This window comes from Streptomyces griseoviridis, from assembly GCF_005222485.1.
Taxonomy (GTDB): domain Bacteria; phylum Actinomycetota; class Actinomycetes; order Streptomycetales; family Streptomycetaceae; genus Streptomyces; species Streptomyces hintoniae.
The window spans coordinates 2,392,757-2,417,007 of the sequence record NZ_CP029078.1 but is presented as its reverse complement, the minus strand read 5'-3'; the positions used below and the strand labels follow the sequence as shown (position 1 = coordinate 2,417,007).

The 24,251-nt window shown below is 69.4% G+C and carries 18 protein-coding genes, 1 tRNA gene and 1 pseudogene; 8 read left to right on the top strand and 12 right to left on the bottom strand.

The annotated features are described in order from the left end of the window. Nucleotides 1-414, top strand: a complete 414-nt coding sequence (locus tag DDJ31_RS09780) for a hypothetical protein (protein ID WP_127182878.1) — start codon at nucleotides 1-3, stop codon at nucleotides 412-414. On the opposite strand, the pseudogene DDJ31_RS09775 reads toward DDJ31_RS09780, so the two are convergent. Both DDJ31_RS09775 and DDJ31_RS09770 read right to left on the bottom strand, forming a co-directional pair. Then, nucleotides 411-1,210, bottom strand: a pseudogene (locus DDJ31_RS09775) (IS5 family transposase). The gene DDJ31_RS09780 and the pseudogene DDJ31_RS09775 sit on opposite strands and share 4 nt — an antisense overlap. 135 nt (nucleotides 1,211-1,345) lie before the next feature. Next, entirely contained in the window at nucleotides 1,346-3,166 is a 1,821-nt protein-coding gene (locus tag DDJ31_RS09770) for a bifunctional metallophosphatase/5'-nucleotidase (protein ID WP_127180666.1), read from the bottom strand. 151 nt (nucleotides 3,167-3,317) lie between these two features. On the opposite strand from DDJ31_RS09770, the gene DDJ31_RS09765 reads away from it, so the two are divergent. Together DDJ31_RS09765 and pyk are read left to right on the top strand one after the other, a co-directional pair. Continuing rightward, on the top strand, nucleotides 3,318-4,025 hold the full coding sequence (locus tag DDJ31_RS09765; RefSeq protein ID WP_127180667.1) for an SIMPL domain-containing protein: 708 nt from the start codon (nucleotides 3,318-3,320) through the stop codon (nucleotides 4,023-4,025). Nucleotides 4,026-4,157: 132 nt separating this feature from the next. Next, nucleotides 4,158-5,594, top strand: a complete 1,437-nt coding sequence (gene pyk, locus DDJ31_RS09760; protein WP_127180668.1) for a pyruvate kinase — start codon at nucleotides 4,158-4,160, stop codon at nucleotides 5,592-5,594. A 10-nt stretch (nucleotides 5,595-5,604) separates the two neighbouring features. Here the strand turns inward: pyk and DDJ31_RS09755 are convergent, their stop codons facing one another. After that, complete coding sequence (locus tag DDJ31_RS09755; protein ID WP_127180669.1) at nucleotides 5,605-6,348, bottom strand: helix-turn-helix domain-containing protein; 744 nt, start codon at nucleotides 6,346-6,348, stop codon at nucleotides 5,605-5,607. Between the two features lie 104 nt (nucleotides 6,349-6,452). Then, a tRNA-Leu gene (locus DDJ31_RS09750) sits at nucleotides 6,453-6,525 on the bottom strand. Nucleotides 6,526-6,625: 100 nt separating this feature from the next. Between DDJ31_RS09750 and DDJ31_RS09745 the strand changes: the two genes are divergently transcribed. Continuing rightward, a complete protein-coding gene (locus DDJ31_RS09745) occupies nucleotides 6,626-7,282 on the top strand; it encodes an ANTAR domain-containing response regulator (protein ID WP_127180670.1) in 657 nt (218 codons plus the stop codon). A gap of 79 nt (nucleotides 7,283-7,361) precedes the next feature. Here DDJ31_RS09745 and DDJ31_RS09740 read toward each other — a convergent pair whose 3' ends face one another. The 7 genes from DDJ31_RS09740 to DDJ31_RS09710 all read right to left on the bottom strand — a co-directional run bounded on the left by DDJ31_RS09740 (nucleotide 7,362) and on the right by DDJ31_RS09710 (nucleotide 16,839). Further along, complete coding sequence (locus DDJ31_RS09740) at nucleotides 7,362-8,078, bottom strand: ABC transporter ATP-binding protein (protein ID WP_127180671.1); 717 nt, start codon at nucleotides 8,076-8,078, stop codon at nucleotides 7,362-7,364. Next, nucleotides 8,075-8,875 carry an ABC transporter ATP-binding protein gene (locus DDJ31_RS09735; RefSeq protein ID WP_127180672.1) on the bottom strand — a complete coding sequence of 267 codons (801 nt, stop codon included), beginning with the start codon at nucleotides 8,873-8,875 and terminating at the stop codon, nucleotides 8,075-8,077. The genes DDJ31_RS09740 and DDJ31_RS09735 overlap by 4 nt, the downstream gene beginning before the upstream one ends. A 5-nt stretch (nucleotides 8,876-8,880) precedes the next feature. Continuing rightward, on the bottom strand, nucleotides 8,881-10,686 hold the full coding sequence (locus tag DDJ31_RS09730; protein WP_127180673.1) for a branched-chain amino acid ABC transporter permease: 1,806 nt from the start codon (nucleotides 10,684-10,686) through the stop codon (nucleotides 8,881-8,883). Nucleotides 10,687-10,690: 4 nt separating this feature from the next. Then, on the bottom strand, nucleotides 10,691-11,620 hold the full coding sequence (locus tag DDJ31_RS09725) for a branched-chain amino acid ABC transporter permease (RefSeq protein ID WP_127180674.1): 930 nt from the start codon (nucleotides 11,618-11,620) through the stop codon (nucleotides 10,691-10,693). Between the two features lie 137 nt (nucleotides 11,621-11,757). Continuing rightward, nucleotides 11,758-12,981, bottom strand: coding sequence for a branched-chain amino acid ABC transporter substrate-binding protein (locus DDJ31_RS09720; RefSeq protein ID WP_127182879.1), 1,224 nt, complete (start codon nucleotides 12,979-12,981; stop codon nucleotides 11,758-11,760). Between the two features lie 1,033 nt (nucleotides 12,982-14,014). Continuing rightward, nucleotides 14,015-14,497 (bottom strand): PaaI family thioesterase, encoded by a 483-nt coding sequence (locus tag DDJ31_RS09715; protein WP_127180675.1) that lies wholly within the window; start codon nucleotides 14,495-14,497, stop codon nucleotides 14,015-14,017. 62 nt (nucleotides 14,498-14,559) lie between these two features. After that, nucleotides 14,560-16,839, bottom strand: coding sequence for an FdhF/YdeP family oxidoreductase (locus tag DDJ31_RS09710; protein ID WP_127180676.1), 2,280 nt, complete (start codon nucleotides 16,837-16,839; stop codon nucleotides 14,560-14,562). Nucleotides 16,840-17,029: 190 nt separating this feature from the next. On the opposite strand from DDJ31_RS09710, the gene polA reads away from it, so the two are divergent. Together polA and DDJ31_RS09700 are read left to right on the top strand one after the other, a co-directional pair. Continuing rightward, nucleotides 17,030-19,765, top strand: a complete 2,736-nt coding sequence (gene polA, locus DDJ31_RS09705) for a DNA polymerase I (RefSeq protein WP_127180677.1) — start codon at nucleotides 17,030-17,032, stop codon at nucleotides 19,763-19,765. 907 nt (nucleotides 19,766-20,672) lie between these two features. Then, nucleotides 20,673-21,014 (top strand): hypothetical protein, encoded by a 342-nt coding sequence (locus tag DDJ31_RS09700; protein WP_127180678.1) that lies wholly within the window; start codon nucleotides 20,673-20,675, stop codon nucleotides 21,012-21,014. Between the two features lie 38 nt (nucleotides 21,015-21,052). Here the strand turns inward: DDJ31_RS09700 and DDJ31_RS09695 are convergent, their stop codons facing one another. After that, nucleotides 21,053-21,907, bottom strand: a complete 855-nt coding sequence (locus DDJ31_RS09695) for a DUF4184 family protein (RefSeq protein ID WP_127180679.1) — start codon at nucleotides 21,905-21,907, stop codon at nucleotides 21,053-21,055. 329 nt (nucleotides 21,908-22,236) lie between these two features. Here DDJ31_RS09695 and DDJ31_RS09690 point away from each other — a divergent pair, with 329 nt between their 5' ends. Both DDJ31_RS09690 and DDJ31_RS09685 read left to right on the top strand, forming a co-directional pair. Beyond that, a complete protein-coding gene (locus DDJ31_RS09690; protein ID WP_171480796.1) occupies nucleotides 22,237-23,976 on the top strand; it encodes a lytic transglycosylase domain-containing protein in 1,740 nt (579 codons plus the stop codon). Between the two features lie 135 nt (nucleotides 23,977-24,111). Then, entirely contained in the window at nucleotides 24,112-24,246 is a 135-nt protein-coding gene (locus DDJ31_RS09685) for an SPW_0924 family protein (RefSeq protein ID WP_127180680.1), read from the top strand. Nucleotides 24,247-24,251 lie beyond the last annotated feature (5 nt).

The window sequence follows — 24,251 nt, the reverse complement described above, 5'->3', positions numbered from 1 at the left end:
ATGCCGGAGCTGCCCCAGCGGATCTGGTCGGATGACGCCTGGAAGCGGATCCAGCTCGGCTATGCATCGCGGGACATGGACGAGAAGTGGGACGTTTTCACGGAGGGCGAGGTCGTCTTCCTGCACCGAAGCTGGACGGGTAACGGAACCTTCGCAGCGACCTTCGCGCCCGTCGACGGCGGTGGATGGCGGATCGACAGTGCCGTAGTCGAACGTGACGCCGAACGCTATCGAGGAACCGACGATGCCTACGACTGCGTCATGCTTGAGCTGGTGATCAGCGCCATCGTGCTTGGCGAGTCGGCGACAGACCTCCGGACGAAGCTGGTCGAGTTGACGCGTCGGGATTCGGGTTCCGATGCTCCGGCCGGGCTGATTCAGCACAGCGCCCTGGGGCTGCGCTCGGACTCCTAGCCGGTCACTCTGGGACCGCTGGATAGACGTCGGATGCAGATCAGGCTGCAGGCCAGTTCGAGCAAACCCTGGTGGAGATCGGCGCGTCGTTCGTAGCGGGTGCGGAGGCGTTTGAACTGGTGCAGCCAGGCGAAGGCCCGCTCGACGACCCAGCGCACCTTGCCCAGTCCGGAGCCGTGGGCGACGCCGCGTCGGGCAATGAAGGGGTTTGATGCCGCGCTTCGAGAGCAGGCGGCGGTACTTGTCGAAGTCGTAGCCGCGGTCGGCGTACAGACGCCGGGGCTTACAGCGGGGACGTCCACGAAGACCCCGGATCGAGGAGACGGCGTCCAGCAGCGGTAGGAGCTGAGTGGCATCGTGCCGGTCGCCACCGGTGAGCGTGACAGCCAGCGGGGTGCCGTGCCGGTCGACGATCAGGTGGTGCTTGGAGCCGGGGCGGGCCCGGTCGACGGGCGAGGGGCCGACATGGTCCCCCCTTTGAGGGCCCGGACATGTGACCCGTCTACGGAGCAGTCGTCCAGGTCCAGCAGGCCAGCGCGGCGAAGCTCGGTCAGCAGGGCGGCGTGCAGTCGAGGCCAGACGCCGGCCTCGGTCCAGTCCCGGAGCCGACGCCAGGCCGTCACACCGGAACAGCCCACGGTCTCTGTAAGGACATCGCGCCACGCGACACCGGTCCGCAGCACATACATGACACCGGCGAGGCCACTCAGTCGGGAACACGCAGCCGTCCCGGGTGGCGATGGCGCCGTTCGGGGGCGGGCGGCAGCAGCGGGGCCACCAACAAGCCGACCCCCACCTGCGGCGGCTCCGAGGGCCAACTCGGCGTGCAGCACACGAAGTTGTCGTCACGCCCAACGAAACACCCGACACGCCCGCCGGCCGTACCCGCGGCGCTCCGGCCGGCAACACCCGGCCGAAGCACCACCACGGCCTAGAACACCGGAGTACCGGCCCGCGTCAACCGCCAGTCCACCGACGCGAAGTCCTTCGGATCCAGCACACCCTTCGCCGTCACCCACTCAGCGATCCGCGTCCTGATCTCCGTCGACTCCGACCACACCTCCGTCGCCGACGCCACATGCGGGAACGCACCACCACCATTCGCCCGATAGTTGTTCACCGCCAACACGAACTGCTGCCCATCCGACAACGCCACACCCCCATACGTCAGATTCTTGATCCGCGAACCCGCCGCCTGCGCGATGTCGATGTCGTACGAAAGCCCCGACACATAGTCATAGTTGTAGTCCGGACGATTGTTCGCGTTCGTCAGCTTCTCCACATCCACCGGCGCACCCACCGCCGTCTGCACGAAATACTCCGCCGAGAACTCCAGGTACGCCCGCAACTGCGCACCCGTCATCACCTTCGCCACCAGCGTGTTGTCATACACATACAGACCCGACAGATCCCGGATCGTCACATTCCCCGCCGGAATCTCCGACGTCCGCGAGAACGGCGACGCCTGCGCGATCACCGGCAACGACGCATACGCCGTCCCCACCAGCGCCGCCCGCACCACATCCTCCTGAACCTTCGTGATCAGGTCGATGATCGGCGCATCCTTGTACCGCGCCTCCACCGTCGTCAACGTCTCCGTCGCCGAACCCACCACCTGGTTCACATACTTCACGACCTTCGCGTGCTCGTCCTCGAGCAACCGCGTGATCTTCGGATCGTCCGCCACCGAATTCGAGTTCAACACCTTCGACGCCACCGACTCCACCGACCAGCGCCCCTTCGAGAACACCAGCCCGACATCGAACACCGACAACCGCTCCGCGAACGCCAACGGCTCCGACAACACCACCGTCCTACCCGACTTCGCGTTCGTGACCTTCAACTCCGGAATCTCCAGATGCGCGTGACCCACCAGAATCGCGTCAATACCCGGCACCTGCTGCGCCACCAACGCCGCTGAGTTCTCCACATACGGCAACTGGTCACCGTACGACGACGTACCCGACGAACCCGAGTGCGCCGAGACGATCACCACGTCCGCACCCATCGACCGCAGCTTCGGCACCCACTTCGCCGCCTGCTCCTCAAGACCAGGGAACGTCAACTTCCCCTGCACATAAGCCTTGTCCCAGATCGCGATACCCGGATTCGTCAGACCCAGCACAGCCACCTTGACCGACGGCGCGCCCTTCACATGGAACGTCTTCATGACGTACGGAGGGAAGGCCGGCTTCAGCGTCTTCGCGTCCAGCGCGTTCGCCCCCAGCAGCGGAAAACGCAGCTGGCTCTCGAACTTCCGCAGCGTCTCGATGCCGTAGTTGAACTCGTGGTTGCCCAGCGCCGCCGCGTCGTACCCGATCGCGTTCATCGCCTGCGCCATCGGGTGCACAGGACCCCGCTTCGCGGTGATCGGATCGACCTTCGCGTAGTAGTACGTCAGCGGAGTGCCCTGAATCGTGTCACCCGCGTCGATGAGCAGCGTGTTCTCGCGCCCCTTCTCCTTGCGGATCTTGTTCACCAGCGTCGAGATCCGCGCCAGCCCCTGCGCGTTGCCCGCGCTGTCCGAGTACTCCGCGTCCTTGAAGTAGTCCCAGTTGAAGACATGCCCGTGCAGGTCGGTCGTGCCCATCACGGTCAGCGCGTACCGCTTCGCGGGCTTCGGGTGCGTGGCATGCCCGTGCCCGTGACCCGGTGCCGCCTGCGCCGCGGGAGCTGCCACGGCACCCGTGAGAGCCACCCCGGCCCCGGTCACGGCGGACTTCTTCAGAAACTTCCGACGGTTCAACGGCATGTCTGGATCTCCTGGAGGAAAAGGTCGATGACGCGCGTAGATTCTGACCCGCCCCAGGTACCGGGCAATAGGTCTGCGAGGTTTCGATCTGGTGACCGAACAGATGAACAGACACCCCCTCGATCGACCGAGACATGACAGAGTGGGACGTATGGCCACCCCCACACCCCCCGCCCCCACCCCCTACGGCACCCCCGACGCCCCACGCCTCACCGTCCGCGGCGAAGCCCACCTCGAAGTCGACCCCGAGATCGCCCGCATCACCATCACCGTCACCGCCCGCGGCAAAGACCGCCGCCACACCCTCGACGACCTCACCCACCGCAACACCACCACCCTCGACCTCGTCAAAAGCTACGGCGACGCCATCGAACGCCTCGAAACAGGACACTTCTCCCTCACCCCCGAACTCGCCCAACGCGGCCGAGGCGAACGCATCCGCACCTACCACGGCAGCGTCACCCTCACCGCCGAACTCAACGACTTCACCGCCCTCGGCGAACTCACCAGCCGCCTCGCCGACCTCGACCTCACCAGCGTCGACGGCCCCTGGTGGACCCTCCGCCCCGACTCACCCGTCCACACCCAAGCCCGCAAACAAGCCGTCAAAGAAGCCGTCCAACGCGCCCGCGCCTACGCCGACGCCCTCGACACCACCCTCGCCGCCCTCATCGAACTCGCCGACCTCGACGCCGACACCCCCCAGCCCTACCCACCCGCCCCCGGCAACCGCATGCGCTCCATGGCCTTCGCCGGCACCCCCGACGACACACCCCCCACCCTCGACCTCGAACCCCAACGCCAAGAAATCCACGCCGCCGTCAACGCCCGCTTCACCATGACACCCCCACGCCTATGAAAAACAATGAATACGCTCATCAGAGCAGACCCCCGCACCATTCAACACTTGTCAATGACGCTTCACCCAAAGGACGTTGAGCAGCCACCCACGCCCAAATCCCTACCCACCGGTAAGCCCTAGGCTCAAGGTATGCGCCGCGCAAAGATCGTCTGCACCCTCGGCCCCGCCACCGACACCTACGACCAGATCAAAACCCTGGTCGAAGCCGGAATGGACGTCGCCCGATTCAACCTCAGCCACGGCGGCCACGCCGAACACGAGGAGCGCTACCGACGAATCAGAAAAGCCTCCGAAGAGATCGGCCACACCGTCGGAACCCTCGCCGACCTTCAAGGCCCGAAGATCCGACTCGGCCGATTCACCGAAGGCCCCGTACTCCTCGAACGCGGAGACACCTACACCATCACCGTCGAAGACAACACCGACGGCGACCGCCACACCTGCGGCACCACCCACGCCGGCCTCGCCACCGACGTCACCCCCGGCGAACACATCCTCGTCGACGACGGCAGAGTCACCCTCGAAGTCACCACCATCGACGGCCCCCGCATCCATACCCGGGTCATCGAAGGCGGCATCATCTCCGACCACAAAGGACTCAACCTCCCCGGCGTCACCGTCTCCGTCCCCACCCTCTCCGACAAAGACGAAACCGACCTCCGCTGGGCCCTGCGCACCGGCTTCGACGTCGTCGCACTCTCCTTCGTCCGCAACGGCCACGACATCGACGACGTCCACCGCATCATGGACGAAGAAGGCCGACACATCCCCGTCATCGCCAAGATCGAAAAACCCCAAGCCGTCCACGCCCTCGACGACATCGTCGCCGCCTTCGACGGCATCATGATCGCCCGCGGCGACCTCGGCGTCGAAATGCCCCTCGAAAACGTCCCCATCGTCCAGAAACGCGCCGTCGCCCTCGCCCGCCGCAACGCCAAACCCGTCATCGTCGCCACCCAGATGCTCGACTCGATGATCGACAACTCCCGCCCCACCCGCGCCGAAGCCTCCGACGTCGCCAACGCCGTCCTCGACGGCACCGACGCCGTCATGCTCTCCGCCGAGACCAGCGTCGGCAAACACCCCGCCGAAACCGTCCGCACCATGGCCAAGATCGTCGAAGCCGCCGAAGAACACCTCCTCGCCGACGGACTGCCCCCACTCACCGAACAGAACAAACCACGCACCCAAGCAGGCGCCGTCGCCCGCGCCGCCGCCGAGATCGGCGACTTCGTCGACGCCACCTGCCTCGTCGCCTTCACCCAATCCGGCGACACCGTCCGCCGCCTCTCCCGCTACCGCTCCCCGATCCCCCTCCTCGCCTTCACCCCCGACCCCGCCACCCGCGCCCAGCTCAACCTCACCTGGGGCGTCCAGACCTTCCTCGGCCCCCACGTCGACTCCACCGACGCCATGGTCGACCAGGTCGACGAACTCCTCCTCGCCCACGGCCGCTGCGCGAAGGGTGACGTGGTGGTCATCACGGCGGGCTCACCGCCCGGCGTCTCGGGCTCGACGAACCTGGTCCGCATCCACCACATCGGCGAGGACGACAGCCCGAAGTAGCGGGCGGGGATCAGTACTTGGGCCCGATATGGACGTCCATCGGAGCGACGGACGCCTTGCGGGCGACAGAGACGTTCTGGGCATTGGCCTGCTTCCAATCGATGCCGAGTCCGTCGAGGGTGTTGGTGTAGAGCCGTCTGATGTCGACGGACAAGTTGGTGAAGAAGTACCGCGGATATTCGTAACGTCGCTTCATCCCGTCAACCACGCGCGTCGTCCAGTTGACGATCCGGCACCCGTCGGAGTGGATGAGACCCCGGATGAACTCCCAGGGGTGAGCGTCGACGATCGCCTGCTGCCAGGGTTCGAGGACGATCCGACGCTCGTGCTTCTTGCCGGGGCCGTGCTGGGGGAAGAGTTCGGGCCAGTGCGGTGAGTAGCTGGTCACCATCGCGCAGCCTTGTTTCTGGACGCTGTAGACGCCGACGCCCGGACGCACCCGCGTGATGGCCTCCCGGCAGAGCTGGAGAAGTCCGGGCCAGGCGTCCGCGCAGGCGATACGGAGATAGGTGCCGGTGCGTGGGTGTGCGCTGATGCAGCCGTCGCCCAGGTAAAGGCCCAGCAGGTAGGCGTAGGCGTGATCGTCGGCGGGCGGTCCTGGCGCCGGGGCGACCATCCGGGGCAGGGGTTCGAGACGGATCTGCCAGGAGCGGATCGCTGCGCGCGAGATCCCGGTCTCCCGGCTGATGGAGCTGAGGCTGCGGCCCTGGCCGAGGAGCGCGAGTGTTCGCTCGCGCGTGCTGATGTCGTACATGCGAGCACTCTGCGAGAGTGATTCCGGCGACACGCAGCAAAAAGCGGATGTTCACGAGAAAGTGGACATCCGCTTCTCTGGGGTACCTTCGATTCGAAGGTAAGTGCCCCGAGTCGGATTCGAACCGACGCTGTCGGTGGTTTGAGCACCGTGTCTCTACCGCTGGACTACCGGGGCTTCCTCTAACACAAAGGTCAGTAGTCACCTGCTGCGCGTTACCTTACCCCAGCTAGGTAGGCTCTTGGGAGCAGCACCCCGCCCCGGACAAGGAGCCCCCGTGACCGCCCCCGAGTCGCCCCAGCCCGCAGACGCGCCCGACGACGACAAGTCGCACGTGCCTCCGCTGACGACCCGTGTCGTCATCGCCGAGGACGAGGCCCTGATCCGGCTTGATCTCAAAGAGATGCTGGAGGAGGAGGGGTACAGCGTCGTCGGTGAGGCGGGCGATGGTGAGCAGGCCGTCGAGCTTGCTCGTGAGCACCGTCCTGATCTGGTGATCCTGGATGTGAAGATGCCGAAGCTGGATGGCATCTCCGCGGCTGAGAAGATCGCTGAGGACCGTATCGCGCCGGTGCTGATGCTGACGGCTTTCTCGCAGCGTGATCTGGTCGAGCGGGCCAGGGACGCGGGTGCCATGGCGTATCTGGTGAAGCCGTTCAGCAAGAGTGATGTGGTTCCGGCGATCGAGATGGCTGTGTCGCGGTTCACGGAGTTGAAGGAACTGGAGAGGGAGGTCGCGGATCTCTCGCAGCGGCTGGAGACGCGGAAGCTGGTGGATCGTGCGAAGTCGGTGTTGCAGACGGAGTACGGCTTGACGGAGCCGGCGGCGTTCCGGTGGATCCAGAAGACGTCGATGGATCGTCGGATGTCGATGCAGCAGGTGGCGGAGGCGGTTATTCAGGACGCGCAGGAGAAGAAGGCGTCCAAGGGCTGAGTGCTCTGTCGGTGTGATGGGTGAGGCCCGCGTCCCTCGGGGGGCGCGGGCCTCGTCGTGTGTTTGTGGCTGTGGGGGGTCAGTCTTCGCCGAGGTATGCCTTGCGGACGGATTCGTCGTGGAGGAGGTCGGAGCCGGTGCCGGAGAGGACGATGCTGCCGACTTCCATGACGTGGCCCTGGTCGGCGAGGGAGAGGGCGGCCTGGGCGTTCTGTTCGACGAGCAGGATGGTGGTGCCCTGTGATTTGAGTTCGGCGATGGTCGCCATGATTTTCTGCATCATGATCGGAGAGAGGCCCATGGAGGGTTCGTCGAGCATGAGCAGTTTGGGCTGGGACATGAGGGCGCGGCCCATGGCGAGCATTTGTTGTTCGCCGCCTGAGAGGGTGCCTGCGGCTTGTTTGCGGCGTTCTCCGAGGATGGGGAAGAGGTCGTAGGCGCGCTGGATGTCTTTTTCGATGCCTTCTTTGTCTTTGCGGAGGAAGGCGCCGAGTTGGAGGTTTTCGGCGATGCTGAGCCGGGGGAAGATGTGTCGGCCTTCGGGGGAGTGGGCGAGTCCGAGGGCGACGATCTTGTGTGCGGGGACGCCGTTGAGGGGTTTGCCTTCGAAGGTGATTTTTCCTGCGCTGGGTTTGAGGAGTCCTGAGAGGGTGCGCAGGGTGGTGGTCTTGCCGGCGCCGTTGGTGCCGATCAGGGTGACGACTTCGCCGGCTTCGACGGTGAAGGAGATGCCTTTGACGGCTTCGATCTTGCCGTAGGAGACCCTGAGGTCCTCGACTTCGAGGAGTGCGGTCACTGGGCTTCTCCCTTGGTGGTGCTGGGGTCGCTCTCGAAGGGTTCGCCGAGGTAGGCGGCGACGACGCGTTCGTCGGCCTGGACGACGTCGGAGGTGCCTTCGACGAGTTTTTCGCCTTGGACGAGGACGGCGACCCGGTCGCAGAGGTTGAAGATGAAGCGCATGTCGTGCTCGATGACGAGGACGGCGACGCCTCGGTCGCGGATGGCGAAGACGAGTTCTTCGGTGGTGCGGGTCTCCTGGGGGTTCATGCCTGCGGTGGGTTCGTCGAGGAGGAGCAGGCCGGGTTCGGAGGCGAGGGCGCGGGCGATCTCCAGTTTGCGTTGTTCGCCGTAGGGGAGGTTGCGCGCGAGGTGGTCGCGTTTGTGGTCGAGGCCGATGAACGCGAGGAGTTCCATGGCGCGTTCTTCGCTTTCGCGTTCGGCTTTTTTGAAGCCGGGGCCGCGGAGGAGGGCGGACCAGAGTCCTTCTTTGGTGCGGGTGTGGCGGCCGACGAGGACGTTTTCCAGGACGGTCATGTTGGCGAAGAGCCGGATGTTCTGGAAGGTGCGGGCGATGCCGGCTTTGGTGACGAGGTGGGGTTTGGGTGGGAGGACGGTTCCTTGGTAGGAGACGGTGCCTTCGGTGGGGACGTAGAGGCCGGTGAGGCAGTTGAAGAAGGTGGTTTTGCCGGCGCCGTTGGGGCCGATGAGGCCGACGATCTCTCCGGTGTTGACGGTGAAGTCGACGGAGCGGACGGCGGTGAGGCCGCCGAAGCGCATGGTGACGTCGCGGGCTTCGAGTACAGGTGTCGTCATGGGTCTCACGTCCCTGCCTTGGTGACGGCCGGTTCGTCGGTCAGCGTCGTGGTGTCCGGTACGTCGAGTTGGCCGGTCTCGTGGAATTCGAGTTGGCGGCGGCGGTTGGCGATGATGCCTTCGGGGCGGAAGCGCATGAGGAGGATGAGGGCGATGCCGAAGGCGAGCAGCGATTTGTCCTGGAGGAAGACGAGCTTTTCCGGGAGCAGGTAGAGGAGGGCGGCGCCGAGCAGGGGTCCTGCCACGGTGCCCATGCCGCCGAGGACGACGGCGGCGAGGAGGAACGCCGAGTTGGGGGGCGTCGAGCCGGCGAATTGGTAGGGGTTGGGGACGACGCTGTAGGTGACGTGGGCGCTGACGGTTCCGGCGAGTCCGGCGAGGGAGGCGCCGAGGGCGAAGGCGACGAGTTTGACGCGGAAGCCGTTGATGCCCATGGCGGTGGCGGCGGTTTCGTCTTCGCGGATGGCGATCCAGGAGCGGCCGATGCGGGAGTCGGCGGCGCGGGTGTAGACGAGGACGACGAGCGCCATGATCAGGACCATGAGCAGGTAGTAGTTGGCGAATCGGCCGAGGGTGAAGCCGGCGACGTTGTGGGGGTCGCCGAAGTTGAAGCCGAAGAAGGAGAGGTCGGGGATGGAGGGGATGCCGTTGGGGCCGTTGGTGATGTCGGGTCCTGAGTCGCCGTCCATGTTGTTGACGGCGATGCGGAAGATCTCTCCGAAGCCGAGGGTGACGATGGCGAGGTAGTCGCCGCGGAGTCGGAGGGTGGGGGCGCCGATGAGGACGCCGAAGATGAGGGAGGCGGCGGCGCCGGTGAGGGCGGCGGCCCAGAAGGGGAATTGGACGCCGGAGAATTTGGAGAATTCGGAGCCGGAGACGAGGGCGGCGGTGTAGGCGCCGACGCCGAGGAAGGCGACGTATCCGAGGTCGAGGAGTCCGGCGAGGCCGACGACGATGTTGAGGCCGAGGGCGACGGTTCCGAAGATGAGGATGTTGACGCCGATGTTGGCGTAGTGGTCGTCGGTCTGGGTGAAGGGGAACGCGATGGCGGCGAGGAAGCCCATGGCGAGGGCGAAGCTGCGGTTGCTCGCGAGGAGTTGGGAGAAGCGGTCGAGGAGTCCTGCGGTGTGCAGGGCCCAGATGGTGAAGACGACGACGATCAGGTAGCCGATGAACAGCTCGCCGTACTCGGTGTCGATGCCGTAGGTGAAGACGATCAGTCCGACGACGGCGACGGCCGTGATGGCCGCGCGCTGCACCCACGGGGTGGTGGCCTGGGCCGTGGGGATCCGGTCGGGTTTGGCGATCCGCGCCTTGAGGGCGGTGACGAGGTTGTCGCCCTGGTGGTCGGCGGGCAGTGCGAGGGCGCCGATGAGGGGGATGAGGGAGGCGGCGGCGGCGATGTATCCGCCGGGTTCGAGGTTGGCGAGGCCGCCGAGTTTGATGGTGATCGCGAGGACCGTGTACCAGGTGGTGCCGAAGCCGCCGACCGCGACGAGCAGGAGGGGTGCGTGGTTCCCGGCGGGCGTGAGCCAGCGCAGGCCGCGGACCCGGTAGGCGGACAGGGCGAAGAGGGCGGTGAGGAGTCCGGCGGTGAAGGTGAGCCACTGGAGGCCGCCGGGGTAGCCGCTGACGGTGAGGTCGCCGGGGAAGTCCGCGGTCCACGTCCAGGCGAGGAAGGTGGAGGCGGCGGTGGCGATTCCGCCCGCGAGCAGCAGGGGCAGTGCGGTGGTGGGGGGCAGGGGGACGAGGCCGCGGGCGGTGGGTGCGGGGGCCTGGTCGGCGGGCGGGGTCGTGGTTGTCTCGGTCATGTGGTCACGCCCTGTCCGCTACGCGTTCGCCGAGCAGGCCTTGTGGCCGGAACAGCAGCACGAGGATGAGGAGACAGAAGGCCCAGACGTTGGCCCAGCTCTGGCCGCCGAGCTGTTGCATGCCGGGTATCTCGTCGATGTAGGCGGAGGCGAGGGTCTCGGCGATGCCGAGGACGATGCCGCCGAGCATGGCGCCGTAGATGTTGCCGATGCCGCCGAGGACGGCCGCGGTGAAGGCTTTGAGGCCCATGAGGAAGCCCATGCGGTAGTCGACGTTGCCGTATTTGAGGCCGTAGGCGACGGCGGCGACGGCGGCGAAGAGTCCGCCGATGGCGAAGGCGACGACGATGATGCGGTTGGTGTCGATGCCCATGAGTTGGGCGGTGTCGGGGTCCTGTGCGGTGGCTTGCATGGCGCGGCCGGTGCGGCTTTTGCGGACGAACCAGGCGAGGCCGGACATGCAGACGATGGCGGCGAGGATGAGGAAGATGTCGGCGTCCTTGATGGTGACGGAGCCGATGTCGTGGGTGGCGTCGAGGCCGGGGAAGGCGCGGGCGCGGTCGGCGCCGGGGTAGAAGTTGCGCACGACCTCCTGGAGTGCCAGGGAGAGGCCGATGGCGGTGATGAGTGGTGCCAGGCGGGGTGCTCCGCGCAGGGGCCGGTAGGCGAACCGTTCCGCTCCGACGGCGATGAGGACGGCGACGAGGGCGCCGCCGATCAGCATCAGGGGGACGGCGACGAGCAGGTTGGTGCCGTCGGGCAGGATGTAGAGGTAGACCGTGAGGGCGCCGAAGGCGCCGGTCATGAAGATCTCGCCGTGCGCGAAGTTGATGAGCTGGACGATGCCGTACACCATCGTGTAGCCGATGGCGATCAGCCCGTACATCGAGCCTAGGAGCAGCCCGTTGGCCAGCTGCTGCGGCAGGGTGTTCACCGCGTGGCCTCCATGTCGCTGGGGTCGTGTGCACTGATCGTGCGCTGGGGTGGGGGTGTGGGAAAGGCCGCGCGGTCGGGGTCTTCCTCCCGCGCGGCCCGTGGTGCGGTGTGTCGTGGGGTGTGTGGCCCGGTGGGTCAGCCGGTGGCGGTGCCGGTCTTGACGGCCTTCCAGGCGCCGTCCTTGACCTGGTAGACGGTGAGCTGCTTGTTGCCGGTGTCGCCGTATTCGTCGAAGGAGACCTTGCCGGTGATGCCCTGGAAGTCGGACTTCTGGACGGCGTCGACGATCTTCGCGCGGAGGTCGTTGATGTCGGTGGGGAGCTTGTCGCCGTTGGCGTCCTTGACGGCCTTCACTGCCTTGATGATGGCGGAGGCGGCGTCGTAGGAGTAGCCGCCGTAGGCGCCGTAGTCTCCCTTGTAGCCCTTGGCCTTGTAGGTCTCGACGAACTGCTTGGCGGCGGGGAGGGTGTCGACGGGGACGCCGACGGAGGTGGCGAGGTCGCCTTCGGAGGCTTTTCCGGCGGTTTCGATGTAGGTGGAGGCGAACATGCCGTCGCCGCCGAAGAGGGGGATCTTGACGCCGGCGTCCTTGAGCTGCTTGGTGATCAGCGAGGATTCGTCGTACTGGCCGCCGTAGTAGAGCAGGTCGGCGCCGGAGTTCTTGATCTTGGTGACGAGGGAGCCGAAGTCCTTGTCGCCGGTGTTGACGTGGTCGGTTCCGGCGATCTTGCCGCCGAGGTCGGCGAACTTCTTGTTGAAGATCTTGGCGAGGCCGGCGCCGTAGGTCTGCTTGTCGTCGACGACGAAGGCCTTCTTCTTCTTGAGGCCGTTGTACGCGTAGTCGGCGGCGAAGCTGCCCTGGAGGGCGTCGGTGGTGGCGGTGCGGAAGTAGGTCTTGTAGGGGCGCTTCTTGTCCGTCTGCCAGTTCTTGCCCTGGGTGAGGTCGGGGCTGGTGTTGGACGGGGATATCTCGACCATGTTGGCGGAGGTGAAGACCTGCTGCATGGACTGGGCGACGCCGGAGTTCAGCGGGCCGACCGCGCCGAGGACGGTCTTGTCGCCGACCAGTGCGGTGGCGTTCTGCTGTCCGGTGGCGGGCTGGGCCTTGTCGTCGAGGGCCTTGACCTTGAACTTGACGCCGGGGACCCAGTTGTTCTTGTTGGCGTCGTCGACGGCGACCTGAACGCCGTACTGGATGCCGAGGCCGGTGGTCGAGTTCTCGCCGGACAGGGGCGCGTCGACGCCGATCGTGAAGGTGGTGCCCGAGTCGCTGTCGCTCTTGCTGCCGCTGTCGTCACGGGAGCCGCAGGCGGTGAGCGTCAGGGCTCCGGTCGTGAGAACGGAGGTGAGTATCACCAAGGAACGCTGTCGCACAATCAGTCCTCTCCGCAGGCACTTCCCGTTCTGGTGAGAACGGTGGGGTGCCGCGCTGGTACCTAACTCCCGATGGAGCGGTGACTGGCCGTGACTCTAAGCCCGGTGTGTACGCAGCGGCATCGCCGTGGGCTGGCTTGTGACTTTCTTGTTATGACGTCCTGGAGAGCGGGCCTTGTCCCGGGGGATTCTCGGCCGTTTTGGCGGAATTTCCGCCCGGTCCGCATTCTGAGAACCCGCACTTCCGGTTGGCCGTGGGGGTGGGGTGCGGGGGTGTGGGGATACGGGCGCTGTTCGGGCAGGCGAATGGGGATCTCGGGCAGTCGGCGGGGGTGGGGATTCCTTGGTGCTGTATTGCGCGCGCGTTACCCAGTGTTACGACCAGAATGGGGAGGTCCGCATTAGGGGGCAGTCCCGAAGTGTCGGATACCGATATCCGGACTGTGATCATCCGGGACGTTCTGGCGTGGGCGGAGAAGGGGAAATTCGGCCATCGGTCCATGGGGGGCGGGTGGGGTGGAGGGGGTGTGGTGGCCGGTTGCGGGGTCGCCCGCTCGGGCAGGCCGGCCGTGCCGGAAGTACCTGCCGGTGACAGGGAGTTGGGGTGCCGGGGTGGTGGAGAGGTGGGGGGAGGTGGCTCGGGCGGGGTGGGGTGGTGGCAACGGCCGTCCGGGGCGGGGCTGTTGACGGTGCGTGGCCTGGCGGGGGGCGGGTGGGGGTGTCCGCGTCGGTGGGTGGAGGGGCGGGCGGCGGCGGTCCGGGGCGCGGGCAACGGCGGCTCGGGGGGCGGGCGTTGCGGGGCGCGGCCGGGACGGGGTGCCGTGAGCGGAGGGCGGGGTTCGGTCAACGACGGGTCGGAAGGCGGGCGTTGGATGTCCGAGCGGGCATCGGCGGGCCGGGGTGGGTGCGCGCTGCCGGTGGAGGGTGTGAGGGTCCGGCTGGGGACCGACGGCGGGAGGGGTGGGTGGCCGGCTGCGGCCTCCCACCCCTCCTTGTCGCTGGTGCGGCGGTGGTCGGGTCAGTGTGCGGCGGGGGCGGCGTCGCCGGGGCGGGCGTCGCGGAGCAGGCAGGTCAGGCGCGCGGTGCAGACGCGTCGGCCCTCCTCGTCGCTGATCACGATCTCGTAGGTGGCGGTGGACCGGCCGCGGTGCACGGGGGTGGCGACGCCGGTGACGAGCCCTGAGCGGGCGCCGCGGTGGTGGGTGCAGTTGAGGTCGACGCCGACGGCGATCTTCGCGCTGCCGCCGTGGAGCATGGAGCCGACCGAGCCGAGGGTCTCGGCGAGCACCGCGGAGGCGCCGCCGTGCAGCAGGCCGTAGGGCTGGGTGTTGCCCTCGACGGGCATGGTGCCGACCACGCGGTCGGCGGACGCCTCGACGATCTCGACGCCCATGCGGGTGCCGAGGTGCCCGGCGGAGAACAGCGCGGGCAGGTCGACGCCGAGGGCGGCGTACTCGTCGATGACCTCCTGCGGGAACTGCGTCTGCTGCTGCTCGCCCATCGCGTCAGGCTCCGTTCGTCGTGGTCGCCGCGGCCTCCCGGGCCGCCTCGCTGAGCAAACGCTCAGTCGGTCGTCGATTGTTCCAGACGGACCACCACGGACTTGCTGGCCGGGGTGTTGCTGGTGTCGGCGGTGGCGTCCAGCGGGACCAGGACGTTGGTCTCGGGGTAGTAGGACGCGGCGCAGCCCCGCGCGGTCGGGTAGTGCACGACCCGGAAGCCGGTCGCCCGTCGTTGAACCCCGTCCTTCCACTCGCCGACCAGGTCGACGTAGGTGCCGTCGGCGACGCCCAGTTCGGCGGCGTCCTGCGGGTTGACGAGGACCACGCGGCGGCCGTTCTTGATGCCCCGGTAGCGGTCGTCGAGGCCGTAGATCGTGGTGTTGTACTGGTCGTGCGAGCGCAGGGTCTGCAACAGCAGCCGTCCGGGGGGCAGTTCGGGGTACTCGACGGCGGCGGCGGTGAAGTTGGCCTTGCCGGTGGCGGTCGGGAAGCGGCGTTCGTCGCGCGGGCCGTGGGGCAGTGCGAAGCCGCCGGGGTGCGCCACGCGCGCGTTGAAGTCCTCGAAGCCGGGTACCACGCGGGAGATCCGGTCGCGGACCGTGGCGTAGTCCTTCTCGAACTCCTCCCACGGGACGACGCTGCCGGTGCCGAGCACCCGGCGGGCGAGCCGGCAGACGATGGCGGGCTCCGACAGCAGTGCGGGGCCGGCGGGTTCGAGGCGGCCGCGTGAGGCGTGCACCATGCCCATGGAGTCCTCGACGGTCACGAACTGTTCGCCGCCGGCCTGGACGTCGCGTTCGGTGCGGCCGAGGGTCGGCAGGATGAGGGCGCGGGCGCCGGTGACGACGTGGGAGCGGTTGAGTTTCGTCGACACGTGCACGGTGAGCCGGGCGCGGCGCATCGCGGCCTCGGTGACCTCGGTGTCGGGGGAGGCGGAGACGAAGTTGCCGCCCATCGCGAAGAAGACCTTCGCCTCGCCGTCGCGCAGGGCGCGGATGGCGCGGACGACGTCGTAGCCGTGTTCGCGCGGGGGAGCGAAGCCGAACTCCCGCTGAAGGGCGTCGAGGAAGGCGGGTGCGGGGCGTTCGAAGATGCCCATGGTGCGGTCGCCCTGGACGTTCGAGTGGCCGCGCACCGGGCAGACGCCCGCGCCGGGGCGGCCGATGTTGCCGCGCAGCAGGAGGAAGTTGACGACCTCGCGGATGGTGGGCACGGAGTGCTTGTGCTGGGTGAGGCCCATCGCCCAGCAGACGATGGTGCGCTCGGAGGCGAGCACCATCCGCAGGGTCTCCTCGATCTCCGCGCGGGTCAGGCCGGTCGCGGCGAGGGTCTCGTCCCAGTCGGCGGCTTCCGCGGCGTGGGCGAACTCCTCGTAGCCGTGGGTGTGTTCGCGGACGAAGGTGTCGTCGACGGCGCCTTCGGTCCGCAGGATCAGTTTGTTCAGGAGGCGGAAGAGGGCCTGGTCGCCGCCGAGGCGGATCTGGAGGAACAGGTCGGTGAGGGCGGCGCCCTTGAGCATGCCCTGCGGGGTCTGGGGGTTCTTGAACCGTTCGAGGCCGGCCTCGGGCAGCGGGTTGACGCTGATGATGCGGGCGCCGCCGGCCTTCGCCTTCTCCAGGGCGGAGAGCATCCGGGGGTGGTTGGTGCCGGGGTTCTGTCCGGCCACGATGATCAGGTCGGCCTGGTACAGGTCGTCGAGCAGGACGCTGCCCTTGCCGACGCCGATGGTCTCCGACAGGGCGGAACCGGACGACTCGTGGCACATGTTGGAGCAGTCGGGCAGGTTGTTGGTGCCCAGTTCCCGGGCGAACAGCTGGTACAGGAAGGCGGCTTCGTTGCTGGTGCGGCCCGAGGTGTAGAAGAGGGCCTCGTCCGGTGAGCCGAGCGCGGCTATCTCCTCGGCGACGATGTCGAACGCGCGCTCCCAGGAGACCGGTTCGTAGTGGTCGGCGCCCTCGGGCAGGTACATGGGGTGGGTGAGCCGCCCCTGCTGGCCGAGCCAGTAGCCGCTGCGGTCCGCGAGGTCGGCCACCGGGTGGGCGGCGAAGAACTCGGGGGTGACCCGGCGCAGGGTGGCTTCCTCGGCGACGGCCTTCGCGCCGTTCTCGCAGAACTCGGCGGTGTGCCGGTGGTCGGGCTCGGGCCAGGCGCATCCCGGGCAGTCGAAGCCGTCCTTCTGGTTGACGCGCAGCAGGGTCAGCGCGGTGCGTTTCACGCCCATCTGCTGCTGGGCGATGCGCAGGGTGTGTCCGATGGCCGGCAGTCCGGCGGCCGCGTGTTTCGGCTCGGTGACCTGCGGCGCGTCCTGGACCGGATCGCCCTTGGGCGGCTTGGTGGCCATCACCCACACTCCTTCGCGCGGTCGTGTACAGGTACGTCTCCGATCCTCGCACGTGACACCGACAGCGGGGGCGGCCTCGGGTGAGCGGGCGGTGAGCGGCACGTCACCCGCGGTCGCCGGGGGCGGCCGGGCGGGGTGCCGGTGGCCGGGGCGGGGCGGACTGTCAGTGCGGCGTGGCAGGATCGGGGGCGTGGCAGAGACAGCAGCGAAGAAGACCGACAAGTCCCCCGGCGGCAAGCGGCCCCGCCTGATGCTCATGGACGGGCACTCGCTGGCCTATCGCGCGTTCTTCGCGCTGCCCGCGGAGAATTTCACGACCGCGACGGGCCAGCCGACGAACGCGATCTACGGCTTCGCCTCGATGCTGGCCAACACCCTCCGTGACGAGGAGCCCACGCACTTCGCGGTGGCCTTCGACGTCTCGCGCAAGACGTGGCGTTCCGAGGAGTTCACGGAGTACAAGGCGAACCGCTCCAAGACGCCGGACGAGTTCAAGGGCCAGGTCGAGCTGATCGGTGAGGTGCTCGACGCGATGAGCGTCTCGCGGTTCGCGGTCGACGGCTTCGAGGCGGACGACGTCATCGCGACCCTCGCCACGCAGGCGGAGGCCGAGGGTTTCGAGGTGCTGATCGTCACCGGTGACCGGGACTCCTTCCAGCTGGTCAGTGAGCACACGACGGTCCTGTATCCGACGAAGGGTGTCTCCGAGCTGACCCGGTTCACCCCGGAGAAGGTCGTCGAGAAGTACGGTCTGACGCCCGCGCAGTACCCGGACTTCGCCGCGCTGCGCGGTGACCCGTCCGACAACCTGCCCGGCATTCCCGGGGTGGGCGAGAAGACAGCCGCGAAGTGGATCAACCAGTTCGGTTCGTTCGCGGAGCTGGTGGAGCGTGTCGACGAGGTGAAGGGCAAGGCCGGGCAGAACCTGCGTGAGCACCTGGAGGCCGTCAAGCTCAACCGGCGGCTCACCGAGATGGTGCGCACGGTCGAGCTGCCCAAGGCGGTCACGGACCTGGAGCGGCAGCCCTACGACCGCAAGACGCTGGCTCTGATCCTGGACACCCTGGAGATCAGGAACCCGTCGCTGCGGGAGCGGCTCCTCGCCGTCGACCCTGGCGCGGAGGAGGCCGAGGGCGCACCGGCCGCCGCGCCGGGTGTGGCGGTGGACGGCACGGTGATCGGCGCGGGTGAGCTGGCCGGCTGGCTCGACGCGCACACCGGGCCTGAGGCGGGCGCGCTGGGGGTCGCGACCGTCGACACCTGGGCTCTGGGTGCCGGGTCGGTCGCCGAGGTCGCGCTGGCCGCGGCGGGCGGTCCCGCCGCCTGGTTCGACCCCGCCGAGCTGGACGAGGCCGACGAGCGGGCGTTCGCCGGCTGGCTCGCCGACGCGGCGCGGCCGAAGGTCTTCCACAACGTGAAGGGGGCGATGCGGGTCTTCGCCGAGCACGGGTGGAGCGTCGAGGGCGTCTGGATGGACACCGCGCTCGCCGCGTACCTGGTCAAGCCCGGCCGCCGCTCCTTCGACCTGGACGCGCTGTCCCTGGAGTACCTGGGCCGTGAGCTGGCGCCGGCGGCCGCGGCCGACGGGCAGCTCGCCTTCGGCGCGGACGACGGCGCCGAGGCCGACTCCCTGATGGTCCAGGCGCGTGCGGTCCTCGACCTGGGGGAGGCGTTCGGGGTCCGCCTCCAGGAGGTCGGCGCGGCGGATCTGCTGCGCGACATGGAGCTGCCGACGTCCGTCCTCCTCTCGCGTCTGGAGCGGCACGGCATCGCGGCCGACCGCGCCCACCTGGAGGCGATGGAGCAGATGTTCGCCGGGGCCGTGCAGCAGGCCGTGAAGGAGGCGCACGCGGCGGCCGGGCACGAGTTCAACCTCGGCTCGCCCAAGCAGCTCCAGGAGGTCCTCTTCGGGGAGCTGGGGCTGCCGAAGACGAAGAAGACGAAGACCGGCTACACCACGGACGCCGACGCGCTGGCCTGGCTGGCCGCGCAGACGGAGAACGAACTCCCGGTCATCATGCTGCGCCACCGTGAGCAGGCGAAGCTCCGGGTCACGGTCGAGGGCCTGATCAAGTCGATCGCGGCGGACGGCCGCATCCACACCACGTTCAACCAGACGGTGGCGGCGACCGGCCGGCTCTCCTCCACGGACCCGAACCTCCAGAACATCCCGGTCCGCACCGACGAGGGCCGGGCGATCCGCCGGGGCTTCGTGGTGGGCGAGGGCTACGAGTCCCTGATGACCGCCGACTACAGCCAGATCGAGCTGCGGGTGATGGCCCACCTCTCCGAGGACGAGGGCCTGATCGAGGCGTTCACCTCCGGTGAGGACCTCCACAACACGGTCGCCGCGCAGGTGTTCGGGGTGGAGAAGACGGCGGTGGACGCGGAGATGCGCCGCAAGATCAAGGCCATGTCGTACGGGCTCGCCTACGGCCTGTCCGCGTTCGGCCTCTCCCAGCAGCTGAACATCGAGGCCGGTGAGGCGCGGGCGCTGATGGACACGTACTTCGAGCGGTTCGGCGGGGTGCGGGACTATCTGCGGCGGGCCGTGGACGAGGCGCGGGCGACGGGGTACACGGCGACCCTCTTCGGCCGCCGCCGCTACCTGCCCGACCTCAACAGCGACAACCGCCAGCGCCGTGAGGCCGCCGAGCGGATGGCCCTCAACGCGCCGATCCAGGGCACGGCCGCGGACATCGTCAAGATCGCGATGCTCAACGTCGACAAGGCGCTCCGCGAGGCGAAGCTGACGTCGCGGATGCTGCTCCAGGTCCACGACGAAATCGTCCTGGAGATCGCCCCCGGCGAGCGGGCGGCCACGGAGAAGATCGTCCGCCACGAAATGGCGAACGCGGTCCACCTGCGGGCCCCGCTGGACGTGTCGGTGGGGGTGGGGAACGACTGGGAGTCGGCCGCGCACTAGCGCGCGGCGGTTCGGCAGGGGCTCACGGGGCCTGGACCCCGCCGGCCCCGGGGACCCTGGGCCCGGCCAATCCGGCGCGGGGTTCCCGGACCCACCCGGCCCTGGGCTTCCATGCCCCCCTGGCCCCGGGTTTCCATGCCCACCCGGCCCTGGGGCTCCCGGGCCTCGGTGGCTCCGCGGGTCTCGGCCCCCGGTCTCGGCCTCTGGCCCCTGGCCCCAGGTTCCCGTGCCCACCCGGCCCTGGGGCTCCCGGGCCTCCCGGGCCGCGGTGGTTCCGCGGGCCTCGGGCCTCGGGTCCCGGTCTCGGCCCCTGGCCCCTGGCCCCGGGTTTCCGTGCCCACCCGGCCCTGGGGCTCCCGGGCCTCCCGGGCCGCGGTGGTTCCGCGGCCTCGGCCCCCGGTCTCGGCCTCTGGCCCCTGGCCCCTGGTTCCCATGCCCACCCGGCCCTGGGGCTCCCGGGCCTCCCGGGCCGCGGTGGTTCCGCGGGCCTCGGCCCCCGGTCTCGGGCGCCCGGCCCCGGCCTGGGGCCCCGGCCCCGGTCTCGGTCTCGGGCCCCCGGTCCCGGTCTCGGGCCCGGTCCTGGCCTCGGTCCCGGGCTTCCGGCCCCGGCCCCGGCCTCGGGCCCCCGGTCCTGGCCTGAGGCCCCCGGTCTCGGCCTCGGGCCCCCGGCCCCCGGCTGGCCTCGCTTCCGCCAGTCCCCAGACCCCCAGTCCCCAGTGCCCCGCGTCGCTCCCCAGGTCGCGCGGCTCGGGCCCTTGGCCCTGGCGCAAGTGTGGCGATGCCGTCTGGAGGTCGCGGCCTCTGTTTCAGGCGGGGCGGCCCTTCCGGTCTTGGCCGGGGCTCGGGTGTCACCCGCGTGGGTGTCGTGCGGGCGACCGCGCTCCGGCAGGGGCGTCAGGATGCGGGCATGGGTATACGCATGCTCAACCGTCGGCCGGTGTCCCCGCGGGGGCGGGTCGGCGCCGGGGACGTCGCATCGGGTCGGGCCGCTCCGGTGGTCGCGACCGCCGCGAGCACCGCCCGCATCCCGCTCGGTCTCGCCGCCGGGCTGCGCGGGCGTCTCGCCACCGTCCGCTCCGGCCTCGCCGGGCCCGACGCCTGGTACCTGCGGGCGACGCTGCTCCGCGGCCACCTGGCCACGGCCCTCGCCCGCCTGCCGCGCCCCGCCCGCCGTGCCCGGACCCTCACCGTCTTCGTGGCCCGGCCGACCTCGACGGCGTCCCGTCCCGGCGGCTCGTCCAGCTCTTGACCCGCCCGGGGTGCGAGCGCACCCCGTGACGTCCCGGGTCAGCTCACTCCCGCCTCCGTCCTCGATTCCGTTCCCGTTTCGTCCGTCGTGGCGCTCTCGCGGCGGCGCAGCCGTACCGTCGTCGCGTACAGCAGCGCTCCCGTCGTGAGGCCCGCGCCCGCTCCGAAGCAGAGGGTCGGGATCAGTTCCCAGGGTCTGGCCGTCCCGCCCCGGGCCGACCACCAGGTCGTCGCCCGGACCAGCGCCGCGACGGCGGCGCACCCGGCGATCAGGGCCGCCGCCCGGCCGCGGTCGCGGCGGGAGAGGCGGGGGACGCCGGTCGGGCCGTCGGGGAGCGGGACGCGGCGCAGTGACCGGGTCAGGAAGACCGCGATGACCGCCGCGGCCACCGCCGAGCTTCCGTACTGGACGTACCAGTACAGCGGTGCCCCGGCGACCGTGTCGCCCAGGGCCGGGATCAGCCGGGTTCCCCAGCGGCCGTGGTGGGTGAAGGCGTCCCAGCCGATGTGGGTGAGGGAGCCGAGGACGGCGGAGGCGTACCAGCGGGCGATCAGGGCCGGGTGGGGGCGGGTCCGCGGCGTGCCGCAGCGCAGCAGCGCCGCCGGGCGCCCCTGCCAGGCCGTGGGCAGCAGCGCCACCAGTGGCTCGCGCAGCAGCAGCCATCCGCAGACCAGCGTCCAGGAGAACAGCACGTCGACCGTGAGGACTCCGGGGAGGGAGTGGGTGAGCGTGCCGAACTCCATCGCCCCGGGTACGGCGCCGGCCGCGTAGTAGGTGAGGTCGGGTGCGAAGGAGCCGGCGACCAGGAGGGCGGGGACGAGTGGTCCCCGGCCTGATCCGTCGGCGCGCACGGCGGGCAGGACGGCGGCAGCGTGGCTGAGGGTGAACGGCAACTGGGCTCCTCGCGGGGGACGTTGCCCGGCGTCCCGGCCGGACGATCAGTGCCGTCCAGTATGCGGGCCGTCCCCGTGGATCGACGGCAGATGGCCAGGTGGTGAAATTCGGGCGCCAACGGGTGCACCTGCAAAGCAAGTTGTCGTAGGGTCGCCTGGGTCCGCACCCTGTCGGGGAGTGCGGTCTCAGCACCTGACAAAAGCATGGAAAACCTCGGCGAGGGCAACCACCGCACCAAGTCGATCGTCACATCAGTGCGGGCTCGTCGGGCCCGCGACGGACAGGGACGGGCACGCGCGCGTGTCCACGGGAGGGGTTGGTTCACGCTATGGCGCCGCACATCGGCAGGAGGCTGCGCAAGGGGGCGGCGACGACCGCCGTGGCCGCGGCGGCGGTCGCCGCCCTGTCCGCGTCCCAGGCACCGGGCGTCGCGGTCGGCGAGCAGAACAGAGCCGGCGCCGCCGACGCGCACTCCGCGTCGGAGGCCACCGGGTCGGACCAGGGCGGCGCGACCGGCAACTCGCCCTACTACACCGACCTTCCGCCGCTGAACAGCCCCAACCCCGCGCCGAGCGCGAGTGCGGGCGCCGGTACGCCCCTCGCGCAGGGCGCCGCCGAGGCGGGTATCCCGGCGACCGTTCTCGACGCGTACAAGAAGGCCGAGGCGGAACTCGCCGCGTCCAAGCCGGGCTGCAACCTGCCGTGGCAGCTCCTGGCCGCGATCGGCAAGGTGGAGTCGGGTCACGCGCGCGGCGGCCAGGTCGACGCGAACGGCAGGACGACCTCCGCGATCCTCGGTCCGCAGCTCGACGGCAACGGCTTCGCGCTGATCAAGGACACCGACAACGGCGAGTACGACGGCAACAGCAGCTACGACCAGGCCGTCGGGCCGATGCAGTTCATCCCGTCGACGTGGGCGTGGGCGGGCCGCGACGGCAACGGCGACGGTCTGAAGGACCCCAACAACGTCTACGACGCCGCTCTCGCCGCCGGTCACTACCTGTGCCGCAACGACTGGGACCTGTCCGCCCAGGGCGATCTGGACCGCGCGATCCTCAGCTACAACAACTCGCGGGAGTATCTGACCACCGTCCTGTCGTGGCTGGAGTACTACCGCAAGGGCACCCACGAGATCCCGGACGGCACCGGTGGCGTCCCGTCGGGCCGCAGCGACGACGGCAGGACCGGGTCGACGGCGCCGAGCATCCCGTCCCTGCCGAGCACCCCGAGCCGGCCCAGCACCCCGCCCACGACCACTCCGCCCCCGACCGCCCCGCCGACCACCCCACCGACCACTCCGCCCCCCACGACTCCGCCGACCACCCCGCCGCCCACGCCCACGGACACCGTGGACCACCTGGCGGACGGCGGGACGGCGAAGCTCACCGCGCGGGCGGGCGAGGCGTTCACCAAGAAGATCAGCACCAAGGCGGAGACGAAGGCGGGCAAGGCCGTCGGGAAGGTCCGGATCCGCTTCACGGTCGTCGGCGACAGCGACACCGTCTTCACCGGCGGCGAGTCCGTCGCCACGGTGACCACCGACGCCTCGGGCACGGCCGTCGCGCCGACGCTCCAGGCGGGGGAGAAGACCGGCGAGGTCGTCATCAGGGCCACCGTGGTGGGCCGTTCGGTCACCGGGCTCGACTACCGGGCGACCGTCACCGAGCGGGTCGCCGACGCCGTCGTCCGCACCGACGACACCGCGCTGACCTGCGTGCCGGGCGGGGAGTTCGCCGACCGGGTCGAGGTGCGGGCCACCTACAAGGGCGCCGCCGCGGAGAAGGTCGGCGCCACCGCCACCCTCGTCACCTCCGCCGACGACGCCACCGCGAACACCGAGGGCCCCTTCTTCAAGGACGCCGAAGGCAACCCCGTGCGCACCCTGACCGGCCTGGTGACCGACGCCAAGGGCGTGCTGCGGCTGCCCGAGCTGTACGCCGACGACACCGAGGGCACCTTCCTGCTCAAGATCACCACCGCGGGCGGCGCCACGCTCACCGTCGAACTGACGGTCGCCGCCGCCGACTCCCCGGCCTCCCCGAGCCCCTCGGCGAGCCCGTCCGCGTGACCGAACGGCCAGGGCGCCCCTCCGCGACGCGGACGGGGCGCCCTCGCGTCCGCCCGACGTGTTCTCATCTCGGCCGCCCGTTGCTACCGTGCCGGATCTGACGCTGTATCAGCTCCAGTCCGCAGGGAGGCAGGCATGCGCGCCCTGATCGCCGCCGCGACCGGACTCGCCCTCGCGTTCGCGCTGGTCCTCGCCCTCACGGCGATGGGGTCGCCGACCGGGAGCACGTCCCCGAAGCCGCTGCTCACGACCGTCCCCGCGCACCCCTGACCCGC

What these genes read in the sequence shown, in the direction of transcription:
- DDJ31_RS09780 (WP_127182878.1), top strand. Translation starts at nt 1, where the DNA reads ATGCCGGAGCTGCCCCAGCGGATCTGGTCGGATGACGCCTGGAAGCGG.
- DDJ31_RS09770 (WP_127180666.1), bottom strand. Translation starts at nt 3,166, where the DNA reads ATGCCGTTGAACCGTCGGAAGTTTCTGAAGAAGTCCGCCGTGACCGGG.
- DDJ31_RS09765 (WP_127180667.1), top strand. Translation starts at nt 3,318, where the DNA reads ATGGCCACCCCCACACCCCCCGCCCCCACCCCCTACGGCACCCCCGAC.
- pyk (WP_127180668.1), top strand. Translation starts at nt 4,158, where the DNA reads ATGCGCCGCGCAAAGATCGTCTGCACCCTCGGCCCCGCCACCGACACC.
- DDJ31_RS09755 (WP_127180669.1), bottom strand. Translation starts at nt 6,348, where the DNA reads ATGTACGACATCAGCACGCGCGAGCGAACACTCGCGCTCCTCGGCCAG.
- DDJ31_RS09735 (WP_127180672.1), bottom strand. Translation starts at nt 8,875, where the DNA reads ATGACGACACCTGTACTCGAAGCCCGCGACGTCACCATGCGCTTCGGC.
- DDJ31_RS09730 (WP_127180673.1), bottom strand. Translation starts at nt 10,686, where the DNA reads ATGACCGAGACAACCACGACCCCGCCCGCCGACCAGGCCCCCGCACCC.
- DDJ31_RS09715 (WP_127180675.1), bottom strand. Translation starts at nt 14,497, where the DNA reads ATGGGCGAGCAGCAGCAGACGCAGTTCCCGCAGGAGGTCATCGACGAG.
- DDJ31_RS09710 (WP_127180676.1), bottom strand. Translation starts at nt 16,839, where the DNA reads ATGGCCACCAAGCCGCCCAAGGGCGATCCGGTCCAGGACGCGCCGCAG.
- DDJ31_RS09700 (WP_127180678.1), top strand. Translation starts at nt 20,673, where the DNA reads ATGGGTATACGCATGCTCAACCGTCGGCCGGTGTCCCCGCGGGGGCGG.
- DDJ31_RS09690 (WP_171480796.1), top strand. Translation starts at nt 22,237, where the DNA reads ATGGCGCCGCACATCGGCAGGAGGCTGCGCAAGGGGGCGGCGACGACC.
- DDJ31_RS09685 (WP_127180680.1), top strand. Translation starts at nt 24,112, where the DNA reads ATGCGCGCCCTGATCGCCGCCGCGACCGGACTCGCCCTCGCGTTCGCG.